Below are 18,280 nucleotides of genomic sequence, written 5' to 3' on the forward strand. Positions count from 1 at the left end.
ACCAGGAGGCGTTGCGTGCAGACCCGACCTGCGACCGATGAGTCGCGCGATCGTTCGGCTCCGGTGGCCTACGCCGAATTCGGGCGAACAATCCTGCGAACAGCGGTGAGTCCGGACCGAGTCAACGACCTGGTCGCCGAAATCATCGGCGACCGAATCGAACTCGGCCCCATGGCCGCCGGCCCCGGCAATATGGCGACGGTGTCGGTGACAGGACGGCGCGGGAGGATCACGACCTGCCCCGCCGCCGAGGGCGACTGGGATGTGGAAGTCACCGTGGTGATGGATCTCGAAGCCGGCCTCGAATTCGCGGGTGTGTCTGCGGCCTTCGCCGCGGTCGTCTGCGCCGGGACGCGAATCAGGTTGGAACCCCGTGCCGATTGCTATGTGTTCGTGGACGTCGATCATGTGCGTCCCGACGACGTCACCGCGCGGATAATCCCCTCCGACATGGCTGCCCGCGTGCTGGATCGACTCGGCGCGTTGGGCGCCGAAGTGACCGGTCAAGTCATCCGCTACGTCGAAGAACTGATGACCGGACCCGAGGTAATGCAATTGCGGCACATCGATCTCGCAGCGGTGATCACCCGCGCCTGGGATTCCGACCTTGTCCTGGACACCACCGGAATCGCTTGACCGCCGAGTCGCCTGATCCGCCCGATGCTTCCTACGAGAGCTGGGACGCACCGACGGCCGATGTCAGCTCGGCGGCCGACTGGAGGAGAAACATCGGCAGATCTGCCAGTGCCGGAACGGATTCCGCGCACGCCACGAAGCCGAAATCGAGCTCGTCCACGATGCTGGAGACCGTGATGTTGAGCGCGTGCCCGTGCAACGGGAAGGACAGGGGATACATCCCGCTGAGACGAGCGCCGCCCCAATAGCGCTCGTGCGCGATTCCCGGGATGTTGGAGATGACGACGTTGAACGGCGGCGGTACCGACACGACCGGGTCTATCAGCGTCTTCACCACGCCGGGGGCCAACAGCAGGGCCGACAGCCCCAGCGATTGAGCGCTGGACAAATTCGAGTGTATTTGTTTAGTGCGCAGCATCGAACCGCTGATGCGGGCGAGCCGTTGCAGCGGGTCTTCGATGTCGGTGCCCAGTTTGCACAGAGCGGCTCCGACCTTGTTGCCACCCTGACGGTCGTAACTGCCTTCGGGTCGCAGCGAGACCGGCACCATGGCGACGATCGACTTGACGGGCAAGCGATCGTGTCTGTTCAGGTAGGCGCGCAGTGCGCCGCCGGTGATCGCCAGGATGACATCGTTGATGGTGGTTCCGGTCCGGGCGGAAATGGTCTTTGCCTGCGATATCGGCACGGCGCCGATTTCGCAACGCCGGGCGGAACCGATGGGCACGTTGAACACTGTTTTGGGTGCGGCGGACGGCACGGCCGCCAGCCCGGCGTCGAGGGCGCCCTGCCAAGTCGTCCGCCGTGGCGGTGTCTTCGCCGCTTCGTCGGTGCGCGTATCCGTTGCTGTCGCACGCCCGCGTGGGCGGTGGCCGGGAGGCAGGTGCCACAGCGGGTGAGCCTGCTTGCCGAGGGCGTCGGTGGAGTAGGCGCCGCGGATGATCGTCTGTGCCGAGATTCCGTCGAAAAGCGCGTGGTGCCATTTGAAGTAGAGGGCGAAACGGCCGTCCTGGAGGCCTTCGATCAGATGCACTTCCCAGGGTGGGCGCGTTCGGTCGAACATCTGCCGGTGCAGGTCCGAAACGAGGTCCAGCAGTTCGCTCATCCCGCCCGGGTGCGGCAGGCCCGAATGCTTCACATGGCAACGAAGATCCACCTCCTCGACGGCCCAATCGATCGGCATGCCCAGCGCGGTGCGCGGACGTCGAGTGAACGCGAGGTCGAACTCCGTGTGCCGCAGCAGCGTGTCGTAGAGGTCGCGAACAAAGCCTGGGCCCGCGTGCTCGGGCGGCTCCAGTAGCTGCAGTGTGGCCGCGTGCATCGGCTGGACGTGGTTCTCGGCGATCAGGAACATCGCGTCGATCGGGGAAATGAACTTCACGGTCGTCGTCCTCCTCGAAAGCCGCTGAGACAATTCGGTTCCTGAGCGTTCAGTCGTGCGCGCGGGCGGACAGCTCCTCGTGGTCGACGAGTTTGATGCGTGGCCGCAGCGCTCGGTGGCCGCGACGGCGTTCCTCGCTGTCGATCTTCAGCCAGCCGGCATACCCGACGGGATGAACGGAGGCGCGGCGAAAGCGCGCTTCCAGATCGGCCGGCTCCCGCACGGGTTGCCGGAGCTTTCCCGCTATGTAGTCCGCGCGCAGCGCCGCGATTGTCGCTTTGGCGCAGAAGCGGTTGGCGCCGATCGTGCCGCGGGCTCCGCGTTTGTGCCAGCCCACGCTGTACAGCCCTGGGATCGGCACACCCTGTGCGGTAACGCGCCCCGCCGCGGTCGGGCCGGCCGCATCCATCGCCAGCCCTGGCAGCGGCGTGCGGTGATGACCGATCGCGTGGACGACCAAACATGCCGGTATTACTTCACTGTGGCCGTTCGTCCCGACCAGCCGCACGTATTCGACGCTGTCGCCGCCGCGGATCGCCGCGACGGAGGTGGCGAAACGGAAATTGACCCGCTTGCTCGCGGTACGGGGCCCGGCCCCCTGCAGCGTTCGGAGTGCGCGGTGCGCCCGCAGGTCACTCGCCGTGAATTCCCGATCCGTAGTGATGGACAACGAGTCACAGCGCGCCAGCGCGTCGGCCGCGGGCTCGGTGAACGCGGCCTGTGCTGGATCGCCGCGCCCGACGATCGTCACTTCGGTGATCGCGCCGGTTTCGAGTGCGGCCAGCGCATGGGCGGCGATATCGGTGGCACGCAGCGCACCCGGGTCGGCGAGCAGCATCCGAGCGATATCGAGGGCGAGGTTTCCGTTGCCGACCACGACCGCCCGCGGCCCCGCCAGCCGAACATCCAGATCTGCCGAGTCGGGGTGGCCGTTGTACCAGGCCGCGAGCTCGGCGGCGGCCAGGCTGCCGGGCAACGCGTGGCCCGGTACCGCCAGCTTCTTCGGTGCGGACGCACCGATGGCGATGACGACAGCGTGGTAGTGCCGGCGGAGTTCGTCCACACTCACGTCCTTGCCTACCTCGACGCCTAACAGCAAGCGCACGTTCGCTTCTCGGGCGAGGACCTCGAATGTCGCGGCGACGCTCTTCGTTCTCGGATGGTCCGGAGCGACACCGGATCGAAGCAGACCCCACGGTGTGTACAGCCGCTCATAGACATCGACCTCGACTTCGGGGTGCCGCAGTAGTTCCTCGGCGGCGAACATTCCCGCGGGACCGGATCCGATGATGGCTATGCGCAACCGCGGCGTGCCCGGTGGTAAGGGACGCAGCGTCCAGCTCGGCGCCTGGGAGCCGGCCGGCACCGGGTTGGCGCGGAAGTGTTCCCGGTTCGCCTGCGCGTAATGCTGCTGGTCACCGGTGAGAGTGGAGATGTGTTTGGCCGCGTCCGCGGCGCAGGCGTCCGCGCAAGCGCCACAGTCGATGCAGACGCCAGGATCGATGAACAGCATCTCGGCGGTGGCGAATCCAGGCTCGTCCGGCCTGGGATGGATGCAGTCCAGAGGGCATACCCGCACGCAGCTGCCGAGGCTGCAGCAGTCACCGGTGATGACATGGGGCATGTCACAGCACTCCGGCGAAGCGGCAGATCGCGTCACCGAATCTGTTGCGTATCCCGAGTTCGGCGAAGGTGTGCATCGCCCGTTCGGAAAACCATCGCTGCGACTCCCGCCAATACTTGTTGGTCTTGGCCGCCCGCGATGCGAGTCGCGCGTCGAGTCCGACGTTCTCGTACACCGTGGGCGGCACCATGAACCGAGTCACCAGGAAGGCCACCGGACCGTAGATCGCGGCGACTATCGCCTTCTCGATCGGTGAGTGGGGAATTCTTTCGGCCAATTCCGCGCGAGCGAAGGTCAGATGCCGAGACTCCTCGACCACGTGGATATGGCTGACCCGCCGGACCAGCGGCTGCACGTTCTCATCGGCGGCGAGTTCGCGCTGGAGGGCGTCGCCGTACTCCTCGAAGAACATCGCCAACGTCATGCCGACGACGATGAAGGGCGGAGCGAGCGCGGCAGCCGCCTGCGTGAGGTGAAACGCCCACGCCGGCGGACCGTAGGTCGGCGCTCCGGCGGCGGCGATGATGCGTCCGAACATGGTCGAATGCCTGCACTCGTCCGCGATCTCGGTGTAGAGATGCCAGGCCAGCGGCGTCGCGACGTCACTGTTCAGCACCTGCCGCATCAAGAACGTATTCAACAGGGTCTCCACCCAGATCTCGATCGCATGCATCGACGCCATTTGGTGCCGGGAGAACTCGATGCGCTGTTCCGGCGTCATCATGGCCCAGATCTCGGTGCCATACAGTGCGCACCGATGTTCGGAGAGGTACATCATTTCCGGGACCGGTCCCGCGCCCCAGTCGATGTCGGCATTGATGTCGAAGGTCGAGGTAGCGGCGCTGTCGAGCAGCATCTGCACGGTCCGGTCGGTCGGCGAAGGAGTTCTCGTCATGATCGTTGTCCTCCAAGGGGCGTCGTGCTGCCGGTGAGCGGTTTGGCGAGGAAGGTCAGATAGCTCGGCTCGGTGCCGGTCAGATAGATGGCTTGGCGGCCCAGCTTCCGCTGGATCGACGGCGTGCGCATGTGTAGCGGAAAGCTGGCGTGGCGTACGGCGACCCGGAGCCGGTGGCCCGCGCGGATCAACGCGTCGGTGGATTGGATGTCGATATCGAGGGTGTGCGGCACGTGCGGCTCGACCGGCAGAGCGGAATCCGCGGTCATCGGATGCTGGGCATGCACGAGCTGACCGTCGACATAGCGGCAGCCGGCCGGGTCGAGCGCTCTGAGCGAGGAACGCAGGGCGCCGCGGGTCAGGACCGCGGCGGAGCCGTCGGGGTCAACGTCGCTGACGGTGATCGACCAGAACGCGTCGATGCCGGTGGTGATCGCCTGGAAGTGCAGATTGAGCGGGCCGGACAGCACCGTGTCCGCGGGCAGCGGTGCGCCGGTGAAGCACACCGCGGCGATCTCGACCGGCCGTTCGTCGGTCCCGAAATCCGGACCGAGAAGGACCGACAACCCCAGCGTCACGACGGCGGTATTGCTCGCGGCCGGAGCGAAGGCCAGTCGCGCCGGTATGGGGATGGTGTGCACTCCGGTCGGCGCGGCGACGCTGAGCGAGCCGTCGTAGCCGGCGTAGGAAGCCGTACCGCTGCTGGTGGATTCGAGATAGAGCCGGCACACCTGCGACCCGGGTTCGGGGAATTCGTCGAGCCGGACCCAGCCGTCTGCCTGACGTCGGACAACGATCGGACCGTAGTGGTCGATGTTGGTGTCGATCCCCTTGAGCCACTTGTCGAACCAGGCGCTCTGCAGATCCGCCAGCGTCGGTGGGCCGCCCGGGGCACCGAGCCCGGAGCCGGGAGACAGGTGATACCCCTGATCGACCAGCACTTGTTTCTCGCCGGGCGGCATCTGCAACCGATCGTAGAGACGTGTCGACGAACGGCTGTAGATGTCATGCCAGGCGCTGTAGAGAAAGGTGGGTACTTCGATCTGTTCGAACCGTGCCAGCCTTGCCTGCCAGGTCGGACCGAGACGGCTGTCAGGGTGGTCGTCCGAGGCGAACAGGTGCAGGCCCCGGTCCAGCCAGGACACGGGATGGGCGACCCGGTCACGCAGATATCGGCCGAGCAGCCCCGAGCGGGCCAGGCCGGTCACCGACGGAATCCATTTGCCCGCGGTGACTCCGAGGATCCAGCCGAGGACGAATGGGCACGGCACGCCGCCGGCCAGCGCGATTTCCCGGGCGATGTCCTCGGACCCCTCCTCGATGAAGGCGGCCTTCAGCCCCGGCGGCCGCAAGCCCGCGGCGATCAACGCGACTTGTGCATGGTAAGAGATTCCGGCCAGCCCCAAATCGCCGTTGCACCAAGGTTGTTCACGCACCCACGCCAGGGTCTCCAGGTAATCCAATTGTTCGCGCTCACCGTGGAATTCCCAGGCTCCGGTGGAGGAACCGGTGCCCCGGATATCGACTACGACCGTCGCGTACCCGCGCCGCGCCAGACCCCGGTAGTCGGCCATCGTTTCCAGGCCGCCGACGGCCAATGTCCGGAACAGATCCCATGGTGTGAAACGGAGACGGGGGTGCTCCGCCGCCGTCGGGGCGACCGAATCCACCAGGCGGCCCATTGTTTTCAGCGCGGCCATGGTGAAGTACAGACGAGACAGCATTTTGTTGTATGGGGTGAAGATCACCACGGCGGGCAGTGGCTCGGCTACCGGTTCGCCGTCGGTGCCGGGCCGCGTGATATCCGCGGTGAGGGTCGCCCCGTCGGACATCGTTATCGGAGTGTCGGAGAACAAGTAGGTTCGCGGGTACACGCCAACGCTATAGGTGAAACGGTAGTCGACCGGCAGGGGAGTTCTCGGATTCGACTTCACGGGGTCACTTTCTGGCTTACGCTCGCGCGTAGTTCGGTTGCTCCGGAATTGGGTAAGCGTCTGGAAGTAGCACGCGACAGGTAAACGGCATGGCAGCAGTGGATTTCGAAATGGTGGATTATGAGCCGGTCATTCGCGACGAAGAGGATCTTTATCGGTGACGCAAGCGTTCGTGCCGTGACGCAAACTGATTAGAACATGTTCATGCAGACCGGCGGAATTTCCGAATCATGAAGCAACGTGACGTGCTCATTCGGTGTACACGGTTGCTGGGCGTCATCCGATGATAGCCAGACCGCATCGCGGATCGCAACAGATCCGCGGAGGTCGGCGCTGAGATCCGTAAGTTCCTCAGTCCGAGGGGCTTCCGACCGTCTGGCCGTGGCAGGGCCTGAACGGCGTCGTTCGCGGCGGTCGTGTCACCTGCATGTGCAAAGCGGAAACAGCTGCGCCACACGAGGAGTACCCTCGAGTGTGCTGATACGAAGGATTTCCGGACGCTTACTCCGGCCTTCGGTTCGGTCGCATGGAATTCGACCTGAAAGGTCGTCGCCGCGCTGGTTTTCCTGCTTTCGGAGTCCGGACCGGAGAACTATCGAATGCCGTCGAGTACGCGTTTCGTCATTGTCGCGGATCACTGCTGGGACGGGGTCGGTTCCCGTCCCACCGGGCCGACCGCCGTAGTCGTGGACAACGGCACCATCGTTTCGGTTTCCCCGGTCACAGGGGAGGTTCGGCAAGGGGACGCGGCAATCGTCGAATTGGGAAGGCGCACACTGCTACCGGGGCTCATCGACTGCCATGTGCATCTGGTCGACGAGAGGCTCGATATAGCGTCGGCCGCGTACCAGGCGCTGCGAGCGGTACCGCCCATGCGAGCGCTGCTCGCCAACGGATTCACCACAGTTCGTGATCTGGGCAGTGCGGGCGATGCGATCAACGTCGGGCTGCGGCAGGCGGTGGACACCGGCCTTGTCGAAGGCCCCCGACTCTTCGTCGCACCCAACATCATCTCCACCCCGGGCGGACACGGGGACAAGATGCCTCAGCTTACCGAACGCTACGGAGTGGAGATCGGCACGATCGCCGCCGGGGCCGATCAACTGAGAAAGCTTGTCCGCGAACAGCTCCGGTTCGGCGCCGACTGGATCAAGTTCGCCGCCAGCGGCGGCTTCAGTTCGGCGGCGGACACGCCGGACCAGGTCTCGTTCACCCTTGCCGAAATGACCGCGATCGTCGATACAGCGCGAGACCTCGGTTTGCCTTGCGCGGCGCACGCTGTCAACGACGAATCGGTGCGCCGCGCCCTGCGGGCAGGTGTCCGCAGCATCGAACACGCGAGTCTCGTCACGGCCGAGACGCTTGCGAGTATCGCCGAGCACGGCGCCTACCTTGTGCCCACGCTCTATGGTCCGCGCTACTTCGTCGACCACCTCGATGACGACGACTTCTGGACCGACTACGAACCGCGGATGCGTGCGAAGATCCGCCGGCACGCCGAGCAGATCAAGGCATCGGCCGAGCTTCTCGCGGCCAGCGACGTCGACATCGCATACGGGACCGATGCGGGCATGTTTCCGCACGGAGACAACTGGCGCGAATTCCAAGCGATGGATGAAGTCGGAATCAGCCCGCTACGAACCCTGCGGGCAGCGACCAGCGTCGCGGCCGACCTGTTGAACCGTCCGGATCTCGGCCGTATCGAACAGGGTGCCACCGCCGACCTCATCGCCGTCGACGGGCATCCGTTCACCGACATCGAGGCTATGGGCCGGGTGGAGTTCGTCATGCAGAACGGCGTCATCCGGCTGGACCCGCGCGCTCCGGACCGATGATTCGGTGCGATGATCAGCGGCGGATTTCCGCGCAGAGGCGGTCTATGTGCTCTTCGGTGACATGCGGCATGGTGACGAGGTGGGCCCTCTCATCGACGGTCAACAAGTTCCACCGTTGGCATACCTCCGCCGAGGGAGCGTCGAAGACAACGGTATTGCTGCCGGGTGGCCGCACCGGATTCCTGCCTTCGCCGCGCAAGCGATTCTCGGCGTAGCGCGCGGTATCGAGACAGTGCTGGACGCGTCGGCGCAGACCCGTGCGTCCCAGGCGGCGTAGTTCGTACCAGAGCAGCGCCGGAGTGAACGCATCGCGCGACCCATTGATGGTGTCGTCATCGGAGCCGACCGCGACATCTGTTTTCCGGATCTTCTCGACATCCCGGCGGTGTGCCAGCACTATCCCGCTCGGGATAGGGCCGCCGATCATCTTGTGCCCGCTGATCGCCACCGTATCGGCGCCGGACTCGAACGCCCAGGGCCGAGGGGTCGGTCCGAGCGCCGCCAGTAGACCACCGAAAGCGGCGTCGGAGTGGATATGAATGTTTGTCGTGCCGAGCGTGTTCAACGCCGCCCGGACCCCGGCGATGTCATCGTAGGCACCGCCGGTGGTGGTCCCGATCGTGGCGACCACCAGCGCCGCCCGGCCATCGCCGTGCCGTCGATGCAGCTCCGTCAAGTTGTCGAGATCCATGGTTTGGTCCGCCAGACAGGCGACGGAGCGCGCCTCGACGCGTAGGAGTCGTGCGATCTTCATCATCGAATAGTGCGCGGCAGCCGAGTAGTACATGACAGCGTCCGGAAAACGTTCGCGCCCGAGATAGCAGCCGAACAGATTCCCTTCGGTACCGCCGTTCGTGACGTAGCCGAAGGCATCCGGACATCCCGCCAGGCGGGCGAAGAAGTCGATCACCGCCAGTTCGAAAGGCTTGGTGTGGAAATGATATTCGCTCTCCTTCCGCGGGTCGCCCACATTGTTGCCGTGGACGGCCAGGAACTCCGACAGTTGCCGGTAGTCGAAGTCGAGATTGACCGGGAAACCGAGCATGTACTCACGTCCACCGAGCATCTGAGCGGCCGTGTCGGTCAAGATCTCCACATCGTGCTCCGAAGTCGCGGTGGTTTCCGATGGGTCGTCGAGGATGGTGAGATCCTTCTGGTCTGGGAATTTCATGACGCCACCTCTGTTCATTGCTGCGGGCCGAGCGGCCACCACGGCCTCCGCGTCCGGCGTCGGGTTCCGGTGGTTCACTTCTCCGCACGCCGGACCAGATGGCTGAGCCTCGCACCGCGAGTGTCTACAAAGAACTCGGCCGCAACAATATTGGGCAATAAGCAAAGCGCTTCCAGCACTTCGATGGTACGGCAGTCGTCGGGGGCTCAGGCGGCTCCTTGGCCAAAGACTGCATCGACTCGACAACAACTCGGTGTTGCGGCGCATCCGCTGAACCGACCTACCGTCGTACTCCAGACCACTCCGCGACAGCGATATGACCAGGCAGTGACGCACTGGATATATAGGAGCCGAAAGCATGCCCGGAGCACTGGAATTCGATGTCCCGTTCACCTCGCGGATCAGCCCGGACGTGAACCAGGCACGCGAGCACGGCCTGTCGTGGCTGCGGTCGTACGGTCTTCTGTCGAATACCGTCGACGCCGACAACTTTTTGGCGTTCCGTTTAGCAGACGCGGCCGCGACGTGCTGGCCGGACGCCCGCGGCGCCGATCTGTGTGTAGCCACCGATTTCAGCGGCTGGACCAGGATCGCCGACGACATGTTCATCGCCCAGCCTGCCGCGGCCCTATATTCGGTCACCGAGGTCGAGCGACTGCTCGAAACCGCCCTCGGTAACGAACCCCTCGTCAGCGAAAATCACTGCCCAACACCGATGACCAGCAGTTTTGCGGACCTGTGGACGCGTCTCACCGACGGAATGTCACCCACCTGGCAGCGCCGGATCGCCGACGCCCTACTCCGCTTTTTTGCCGCATGCCGAACCGAAGTGGACAACCGGCGTCGCGAGAGGGTACCCACCGTCGCGGACTACCGGCGTCTCCGGCGCGACAGCGTCTTCACCGACGCCTTGTTCGCCCTTACCGAGCGCACCAGTCACCTGGAGGCGCCCGCGATACTCTTCGCCAACCCTCGGTTCCTTGCCCTGCGAGACGCCGGAACCGATCTGGCCGCCTTCATCAACGACCTGTACTCGCTCGATATCGAGGAGTCTCAAGGCGACTGCCACAACCTCGCCCTCGTCCTCCAGCACGAGCTGGACTGCTCACGAGATGACGCGATCGCCCGAGTCCAGCACGAGATCACCGCGCTGACCCGAGATTTCCTCGCGCTCGAAGCCGGCTTGCCGGCCCTCTACCGATCCCTGAATCTCTCAGCCCCACAGCAGAAAGCGGCATCGCACTACGTCGACGGAATCCGCAACATCGTCGCGACGACCCGCGACTGGTCGTCGACCTCCAGCTGCTACGACGTCCCCTCGCTAGACGGCCAGATCTCCGACTGAGGCGTAGCCAATTCTTCGCCTATCCCATCGGCGCATGCAAACCTAATGGTTGGATTGAGTTATGTGCTACTTTCCCGCTATTGTCATTTGACGTCGCGGCTCGTCAAATGTCTCCAGCTGGGTTATCATATGTAATATCTTTGATAGACGCTTCACTCGAGCTTCGGTGAAGCTTACGGTTCGTGGTGTCGAAGCACTCTTTCGCTGATTCTTTCCGTGGTGCCGTCCGCTCCCTTCGTAATTATGCATTGTTTATCTGGTCAAGTTCCGATTGATCTGTATGAGCTCTCATTGCTGTGTTATAAGAAGGAATTCCATGTCTAGAGTAGTCGGCAACGCCGGAACGGCCGGATGCTATGCGCGCTGAACCATCGGAACCTTCGACATCGTTCGATCCGAGGGGTGCCTTCGGTGGTGGGGAGTCGGCTGCTGAGCAGATCGACCGGGCCATGAAGATGATGCTTGCTATCTGTCATCAGCAACTCCTCGCGATGGACTTGCTGGTGCAAGCTCGCAACTCGATATGCCCTGACACCGCGGCGGAAGTCGGCGTCGACGGCGACAATTTCGAACCGGCCCATCGCCTTACACCGCGGGAAAAGCAGATCTTGCGGTTGATCGGTGAAGGGCGTTCCAACCGCCGTATCGCACGCCAGCTCGGTATCGCCGAGAAGACCGTACGCAACCACGTGCATTTCATATTCCGAAAGATCGACGTGTCTTCTCGAGCGGAGGCCGCGGTGCTGGCATTGCAGGGCGGCTGGCTGCTCGATGAAACGGCAGGACCGGGCGACGTACCGGCGAACGAATGAGTAGACGATCGCAGGCTACGGCTGGGCCACTGTTCGCCCGCGGATGAAATCTGCCGCCCGCTCCGCGATCATGACGGCGGGTGCGTGGGTGTGGCCTCTCGGAATAGTGGGGATGACCGATGCGTCGGCCACGCGGAGGCCGTCGACGCCACGTACCTGGAGCTCCGGATCCACGACTGAATCGGGGTCGGCCCCCATCCGGCAGGTGCCAACCGGGTGATAGGCGGTCTCCGCGTGTCGGCGAATCATGTCGGTCAACTCGGCGTCGCCGACTGCACCAGGCCATGGAGCCATCGGCCCGGCGATGTACGGCCGCAGCGCCGCGGCTCCGACGACACGCTCGGCCAAACGGACGCCGGCGCGCAACACGTCGAGATCGGACTCGGCGGAAAGATACCGGGGATCGATGTCGGGAGCCACAACAATATCGTTGTCCGTCAGAGTTATCCGACCACGGCTGCGCGGCTGCAACTGCTGCACCAGCATCGTGATGCCATGGCCGGCCGGCGGTGTGAAGCCGTGCCGGATCATGGCCCCCGGCACCCAGACGATCTCGCAGTCGGGAGCCGAAAGATCGTCTCGGGTGCGCACAAACCCGACGCCTTCCCCGAGGTTGGACGCCAGCGGCCCGCGACGCAGCAACTGATAGCGCGCAGCGTTCGCGAGGGTGGAGGCCGAGGCCAAGGTGACCGGTTGCGGACAGTGGTAGAACATGGGCATGCTGAGATGGTCCTGGAGGTTTCCGCCCACCTCGGGCGCGGCGTGAACCAGCGGAATGTCCATGTCGCGCAAGTGGTCTGGATCGCCGACTCCAGAGAGCATCAGCAATTGCGGTGATCCTATGGTGCCGGCGCTCAGGATGACTTCTTTGCCGGCGGTGATGTGCTCGATCCGGCCATGCCGGTTGGAGACTTCGACACCGATGGCTCGAGAATCGCTGAACAGCACCCGGCGCGCCTGAACATTTTTGAGAATCGTCAGATTACGTCTGCGCCAAGCTCCACCGAGATAGCCATCGGCGCTGCTCCAGCGACGACCTCGCCGTTGGTTGACGGCGACTGCGCAGAACCCGTCGTTGGCAGGAAGGTTGAGATCGGCGAGCCGCGGAAAGCCGGCTTCGGCACCCGCGTCGAGAAAGGCGGTAGTCGTCGGATTGATTACTCGCGGGTCGCAAACCCGCATCGGTCCGTCTTTCCCATAGTGGCCGGTCTCATTGCCACCTCGTCGTTGCTCGGCGCGGCGAAAGTACGGTTCGACGGCGCTGAATGTCCAGCCCGGCAGCTCCCAGCCGTCGTAGTCGTCACGATGGCAGCGTGACCATACCTGCCCGTTGAAGGCAGATGTTCCGCCGAGGACACGTCCGCGCGGCCAGTAGAGTGATCGGCCTCGAAGGTGAGTTTGCGGGGTTGTCGAGTAGTTCCAGTCGTACGGAGTTTTCAGCATCTTGGCGAAGCCGCTCGGCATGCGGATCAGGAGCTTCCGGTCGGTGGCACCGGCTTCCAATAGCGCGACTTCGGCCGTGCCGTCCTCCGCCAAGCGGCCGGCCAGGGCGCACCCGGCGGATCCGGCGCCGACGACTATGTAATCGAATGTTTTCGACATTTGAGACTCCAGAGATGAGTTTCGGCGGCATGGCGTGGCGGTGGCATCTTCACAACGGTGGCGCACTGCGGTCACATCGCACCCTGTGCGAATATCTCCTCCTGCAGATCCTCGAAGACCGCCAATCGATTGATTTGGTTCGTCCCCTCGTAGATCTGGGTTACTCGGGCGTCTCGAAAGGCCTTTTCCACCCGATTGACATGTAGCAGGCTGTTGTTTCCCATCAGGTCCATCGCCATGTGGCATACGGCCACCGCGCGGTCGCTACAGTGAAATTTACTCATGGACGCTTCCGCCTGATGGGGCTTGAAATCGCGCGCCTGGAACCACGCGAATCCGCGAATTGCGGTTGTCTCTGTGATCATCTGGGCCAGCTGGAGCTGAATTTGCTGGTACTCGAGCAGCTTCTTGCCCGCGAGCCGGTATCGTGCGGCAAAGGCCAGTGCCGCGTCTGTCGCCGCCTGCGCCAGGCCGACGGCAACGCCCGCGACCGGAATCCGGGAGTAGTTCAGGGTGGCGCTGACCAACGCCCAGCCGTCGCGCAGACCGCCGACGACATGCGAATCCGGCACGAAGATATCGCGATACGCCAAGCGTGCGGTGCCCGATGCTCGCTGGCCCATCTTCAGCTCCCGGCGGTCGAGTGTGAAGCCGGGCATGTCGGGGTGTAGCACGAAACCCGTTATCGATTCGGGGCCCTCACCTTCCAGCGCCGCGAATGTCACGATTGTCCGAGCCAGGTCCGCTCCACTGATGAACCGTTTCTGTCCATTCAGTTGCCAACCGCCGCGCACCCTTTTGGCAGTGGTTTGCAGCTGAGCGGACCTGGCGCCATCGGAATTCTCCAAATCTGAACCACTGCCGGGCTCGGACAGCGCCAGCGACAACAGATGCGGCTCGCCATTCTTGATGTCGCGAGCGACGGGGAGAACGAACCGACGGTACGTAGGCAGACTGCCGGAAAGCAGGAGTGGTATCGCGCCGAGGGTCGGGCAGTTGAGCACAAGTGCGAGGCCGCCGCAGGCGCGGGCGAATTCTTCGGTCTTCAAGGCTTGCGCCCATACCATGTAGCGCAATGCGAGGGGGTTCAGGCTCCCTATCGGTTGCGGAAACATGTCGGTCATGAGTCCTTGCCGCCCTGCGGCTTTCACGATATGACGCAACCGCGGGTCCCATTCGCCAAGGGGTGGCGGTTCCCCCGAGTCCAAGTCCAATGCCACGGGTGCGAGCACCTGGTCGGCGAACTTTCGATAGCGCCGACGGATGCCGCGCAGGGACAGCGGCAGTTTGGCGGTATCTCGTTCCCACATGGTGGCGGGCGAATACGCGATCAGAGCGCGGCGCAGTCCCCGGGAGCGCCGCAGTACCGCGGGCCGGGCCATCGGGTGTGACGGTGCGATCATGACAGACGCTCCGATTCGGCTACGAACAATTCCAACTCGAGTGGGGTGCCGCCGATGATCCGTAGCGCATTGGCGTCACGCACCAGCCGTTCGGCAGGGTGGTCTCGCAGGTATCCACGGCCGCCTAGTATCTGGATGGCGTGATCTGTGGCCGTACAACATGCTGGATGCAACTGCGAGCGCATGGCGCACAGTTTTATGAGGGCCGCGCGCTCGACTGCGGGTTCAGCAGTCGAGTCCAGCGTGGAATCGACGAGATGATCCCCCAATCCGCTCAGCCTGGCAGTGGCCAGGCCGGCTGTTGTGGACATCTGCGCCAGCATCTGCTGTACGGCAGGCAGGTTCTCGATCAGATCGCCGCCTTGACGTCGTCGCGCAGCCCAGCGTCGGCCGATCGCCAGTGCGTGGTCGACCAAGCCTGCCGCGATCGCGGATAGCCCGAGGCCCTCGACGTATAGGGCTTTGCTGTAGGTGGCGGTGTCTACGACTCCACCCTCGGGCGGCCGGGAACAGCGGACGGTGGTGGCGTCCAGTTCCTCGAATCCATGTGCGTGCGTATGCGTTCGCACCTGGCAGTGCTCGCGGTCGATTTGCTTCCAGGTGATGGCGGCTCCGTCGTAGGCTGCCGCGAGTAGCACGTCCCAGTCACCGTCGCCGAAAGTGATGCGCTCGCGGTCGAGATCGAAGTAGTCGGTCAGCGAGGAAACGTCGTGGCGTTGGAGCCGGCCGGCCAGCAATCGCGGCAAGGCATCACCACCGAGGCCGTAATGACCCAGTAGCGATAACGTGGACCGGGTTCCTGAATTCGGCAGATTCAATCGCGTTCTCAGCCAAGTGCAGAGCGCCTGCCGATGAATATGCAAAGCGATTCCCCCGTTGACCGCGGCCAACCGGCGTAGTGCGTCGATTGCGAACGGCGCACCGTGGGCCCACAGGTTCGTCAAACCGAGTTCTGCTGCCGCCCAGGACAATTCCTGGCGTTCCTCAGGACGCATGACACGCTCCGGTCGGAGGACCAGGGGCGCTACCCGATGGTCGGCGAATCGTGCGATCTGCTCCGCGGACAATTCGATAGGACCACCCGATGACGAGGCCATTCACTTCACCTCCATCGGGTGGCGTACGTAAGTTCCCGGTGCCGGCTCCTGGGCTGGATGATGGGCGTTGCCGATTCGTGGCGGGGATCGCAGCGGTCCGCTGCGGTCGGCGAGCCATGCCCGCCACGGCTGCCACCAGCTGCCCTTGTGTTCGGTAGCCGTGCGTAGCCATGCCTCTGAATCGTCGGTCCAGGACGCCCGCACGTTGGTCCAGTAACCGGGCGAAGCGAGGATCCCGGCCACGTGACCACCGGCGACCAAATGGAAACGCACGTCACCGCAGAGCAAGCCGATGGTTCGATAGGCCGCCTGCCACGGAATGATGTGGTCGTCGCGGGGAGCGACGATGAAGACGTCCTGCTCGATGTCTCCAGGTCGCACCAGCCGGCCGTTGAGCTCAGCGGTTCCCGCCGCGAAGGCGTTGTTCATGCATAGGTCGTGGAGGAGATAGCGCTGGGCCCGGTAGGGGACGTTGACCACGTCGCAGTTCCACGCGAGAAGTATCGAGGGTTTCGGCGGTTCGCCCAGGAGCCATCGGGTGATGACGTGATGCCACACCATGTCGTCGGTTTTGAGCAGCCGGAAGAATGCCTCGATGGCACGACCGTCGAGATAGCCCTGCCATGCCATAACGCGGTCGATAACGCCGAGGACGACCGAGTCGATCGGCATGCCGAGTACACCGGTATCGGTGACCTGCGCGATGTCGGTGAAGTCGGCAAGGCTGTTGAGCATGGTGATGCTGCGCAGGCGGGGGAGTGCGTCTGCTTGGTCGGCCAACCAGGCGGCCGTCATCAGCGCCAAGAGTCCACCCAGGCACCAACCGGCGAGGTTGATTTCGTCGACACCGGTGATGCTCCGAACCACGGGCATGGCTGCCAGGGGGCCTTCGCGCAGATAATGCTCGAACCCCACGTCCCGCAGCGTCTTGTCCGGGTTGCGGTAGCTGATGACGAATACCGTGTGCCCCTGATCGATCAGCCACCGGATCACGCTCAGCCCGGGTGCCAGATCGGCGATGTAGTACTTGTTGACCCAGGACGAGCAAATCAGTAGCGGGACGGTGTGCACTTTCTCCGTACGTGGCTCGTACTGGATGAGTTCCATGAGGTGGTTTCGAAAAACGACTCGGCCGGGGGTGGGTGCCAGGTCGCGCCCTTTGACGAATCCCGTCGAGTCGACCACGGTTGGCAAGCCGTAGTTGTTCCCGAGGTCACCGATGAAGTTGGCAGCGCCTCGAAGCAGGCTCCGGCCGCGGGTTCGGCGGGCTTTACGTAAGGCCGCTGGGTTGCCGATCAAGAAGTTCGTGGGTGCCGTCGCCTCGACCGCAAGCCGGGCCAGGAAGCGTAATCGTTGCCGGTCGCTGCGGCTCACGGGCAACGTATCCAGCGTCTCGGCAACGAGTTCGGCGCCGAGCAAATAGGACTGCTGCAAGAGGTGAAAGTACCGGCTGGTATTCCAGGCCGGATCACTGAAGCGCCGATCGGTAAGGGCTGGCGGCAGCGGTGTGGCGGCAGGGTCGGCCGGTCCCCGGAACATAGTGGCTGTGGAGGCGGTCAGCAGAGCTGATGCGTAGCGGTGTCCGACTCGAGCCAGGTCCCCGACAACCTGGTGGGTCGGTGTATTGCTTCGCGTTGTGTCGGACTGATATTCGAGCATCGGATCGCGTCCTTCAGGTGGAGGAAGTCTCGTCGCGGACGAAAGGCCCGAGCGCATCCATGAACTCCTCGTAGGTGTCCAAGTAGGGGACATGGCCGGCGCCGAGGACCATCGCCAGCTTTCCCTGAGGCAACCGGCGCGCCGCGGCTACCGCCTGCCAGAAGGGGAAGAGAAAGTCGGTGATTCCCCAGATGATCAATGTGGGGACGGCGATCTCTTCGAGGCGACCGAGAAGGTTCTCGCGCTGTCCGGTGGGGCCGACGCCTAACCTGTTGGCGCAGAGTGAGGTTCGCAGGAACACCCGGGATCGGGTGATGCGGGAATGTTGGAGATATATCCTCGGCGTCACTCGCCAGGGGTGACGCAATTGCAGGCCAGTGGCAAGGACGCGGAGCGGGCCGGCCCCGGGCAGCACCATGGCAGCGATCAAAGGTTCGGCCACAGCTCTCGGGACCAGAGAAGCCACGATCGCCCATGGGTTTACCGCCCGGCCGAAGCCAGGGCAGTCGGCTACTACCATGCGGGTGATCCGCTCCGGGTGGGCCAGCGCGAGCTTGGCCACGAGCAGGCCGCCCGCGGAGTGGCCCACGGCGATGAAGGTGCGTAGACCGAGTTCGTCGGCAAACGCGCGTAGGAAAGTCACCAGTCCGTCGACGGTGAAGTCTTCGAGCGGGCTGGTATCCCCGTAGCCGGGGAGCGCCAAGGCGATCGTTCGGTGTGACGATGCGAGAGAAACCATGACCTGCCACCAGTCTCGCGCCGTGGTGGCGTTGCCGTGTACCAGCAAGATCACCGGTCCGGAACCGGCCTCGAAATACAGGGTCGAGATTCCTTGCACCATGACTCGCTGCTCGGCGATAGGTGCGAGCGTCACCGCATTCCCGCT

The 18,280-nt window shown here is 64.1% G+C and carries 14 protein-coding genes; 4 read left to right on the forward strand and 10 right to left on the reverse strand.

Annotation, left to right across the window (positions count from 1 at the left end; all coding sequences use genetic code 11):
* The first annotated feature begins 15 nt into the window (after positions 1-15).
* Entirely contained in the window at positions 16-636 is a 621-nt protein-coding gene (locus BJ987_RS22225) for a hypothetical protein (RefSeq protein WP_209893382.1), read from the forward strand.
* A gap of 31 nt (positions 637-667) precedes the next feature.
* Here the strand turns inward: BJ987_RS22225 and BJ987_RS22230 are convergent, their stop codons facing one another.
* The 4 genes from BJ987_RS22230 to BJ987_RS22245 are packed head-to-tail and all read right to left on the reverse strand — an operon-like array spanning position 668 to position 6,368.
* A complete protein-coding gene (locus BJ987_RS22230) occupies positions 668-2,017 on the reverse strand; it encodes a wax ester/triacylglycerol synthase family O-acyltransferase (RefSeq protein ID WP_209893385.1) in 1,350 nt (449 codons plus the stop codon).
* Positions 2,018-2,066: 49 nt separating this feature from the next.
* Positions 2,067-3,641: an FAD-dependent oxidoreductase gene (locus BJ987_RS22235; RefSeq protein ID WP_209893388.1), complete on the reverse strand. Its 1,575-nt coding sequence runs from the start codon at positions 3,639-3,641 to the stop codon at positions 2,067-2,069.
* Position 3,642: 1 nt separating this feature from the next.
* A complete protein-coding gene (locus tag BJ987_RS22240) occupies positions 3,643-4,536 on the reverse strand; it encodes an AurF N-oxygenase family protein (protein WP_209893391.1) in 894 nt (297 codons plus the stop codon).
* Positions 4,533-6,368, reverse strand: coding sequence for a CocE/NonD family hydrolase (locus tag BJ987_RS22245; RefSeq protein WP_209893394.1), 1,836 nt, complete (start codon positions 6,366-6,368; stop codon positions 4,533-4,535). The genes BJ987_RS22240 and BJ987_RS22245 overlap by 4 nt, the downstream gene beginning before the upstream one ends.
* Before the next feature lie 701 nt (positions 6,369-7,069).
* Here BJ987_RS22245 and BJ987_RS22250 point away from each other — a divergent pair.
* Positions 7,070-8,305: a metal-dependent hydrolase family protein gene (locus tag BJ987_RS22250; protein WP_209893396.1), complete on the forward strand. Its 1,236-nt coding sequence runs from the start codon at positions 7,070-7,072 to the stop codon at positions 8,303-8,305.
* 13 nt (positions 8,306-8,318) lie between these two features.
* On the opposite strand, the gene BJ987_RS22255 is transcribed toward BJ987_RS22250, so the two are convergent.
* Positions 8,319-9,476 carry a histidine decarboxylase gene (locus tag BJ987_RS22255; protein ID WP_209893400.1) on the reverse strand — a complete coding sequence of 386 codons (1,158 nt, stop codon included), beginning with the start codon at positions 9,474-9,476 and terminating at the stop codon, positions 8,319-8,321.
* 358 nt (positions 9,477-9,834) lie between these two features.
* On the opposite strand from BJ987_RS22255, the gene BJ987_RS22260 reads away from it, so the two are divergent.
* Both BJ987_RS22260 and BJ987_RS22265 read left to right on the forward strand, forming a co-directional pair.
* Complete coding sequence (locus tag BJ987_RS22260) at positions 9,835-10,821, forward strand: terpene synthase family protein (RefSeq protein WP_209893403.1); 987 nt, start codon at positions 9,835-9,837, stop codon at positions 10,819-10,821.
* Between the two features lie 356 nt (positions 10,822-11,177).
* The gene (locus BJ987_RS22265) at positions 11,178-11,633 is read left to right on the forward strand and encodes a helix-turn-helix domain-containing protein (protein WP_209893406.1); all 456 of its coding nucleotides are present in this window, start codon (positions 11,178-11,180) and stop codon (positions 11,631-11,633) included.
* Between the two features lie 15 nt (positions 11,634-11,648).
* Here the strand turns inward: BJ987_RS22265 and BJ987_RS22270 are convergent, their stop codons facing one another.
* From BJ987_RS22270 to BJ987_RS22290, 5 genes are all read right to left on the reverse strand, one after another.
* A complete protein-coding gene (locus tag BJ987_RS22270; RefSeq protein ID WP_209893409.1) occupies positions 11,649-13,235 on the reverse strand; it encodes a GMC family oxidoreductase in 1,587 nt (528 codons plus the stop codon).
* 71 nt (positions 13,236-13,306) lie between these two features.
* Positions 13,307-14,638 (reverse strand): acyl-CoA dehydrogenase family protein, encoded by a 1,332-nt coding sequence (locus BJ987_RS22275; protein ID WP_209893412.1) that lies wholly within the window; start codon positions 14,636-14,638, stop codon positions 13,307-13,309.
* On the reverse strand, positions 14,635-15,528 hold the full coding sequence (locus BJ987_RS22280; protein ID WP_209893415.1) for an acyl-CoA dehydrogenase family protein: 894 nt from the start codon (positions 15,526-15,528) through the stop codon (positions 14,635-14,637). Before BJ987_RS22280 ends, BJ987_RS22275 begins: the two co-directional genes overlap by 4 nt.
* Before the next feature lie 207 nt (positions 15,529-15,735).
* On the reverse strand, positions 15,736-17,487 hold the full coding sequence (locus BJ987_RS22285) for a PHA/PHB synthase family protein (protein WP_307869713.1): 1,752 nt from the start codon (positions 17,485-17,487) through the stop codon (positions 15,736-15,738).
* Positions 17,408-18,268, reverse strand: a complete 861-nt coding sequence (locus BJ987_RS22290) for an alpha/beta fold hydrolase (protein ID WP_209893421.1) — start codon at positions 18,266-18,268, stop codon at positions 17,408-17,410. The genes BJ987_RS22285 and BJ987_RS22290 overlap by 80 nt, the downstream gene beginning before the upstream one ends.
* Between the last annotated feature and the right edge of the window lie 12 nt (positions 18,269-18,280).

It is taken from the genome of Nocardia goodfellowii, from assembly GCF_017875645.1.
Classification (GTDB): Bacteria; Actinomycetota; Actinomycetes; order Mycobacteriales; family Mycobacteriaceae; genus Nocardia; species Nocardia goodfellowii.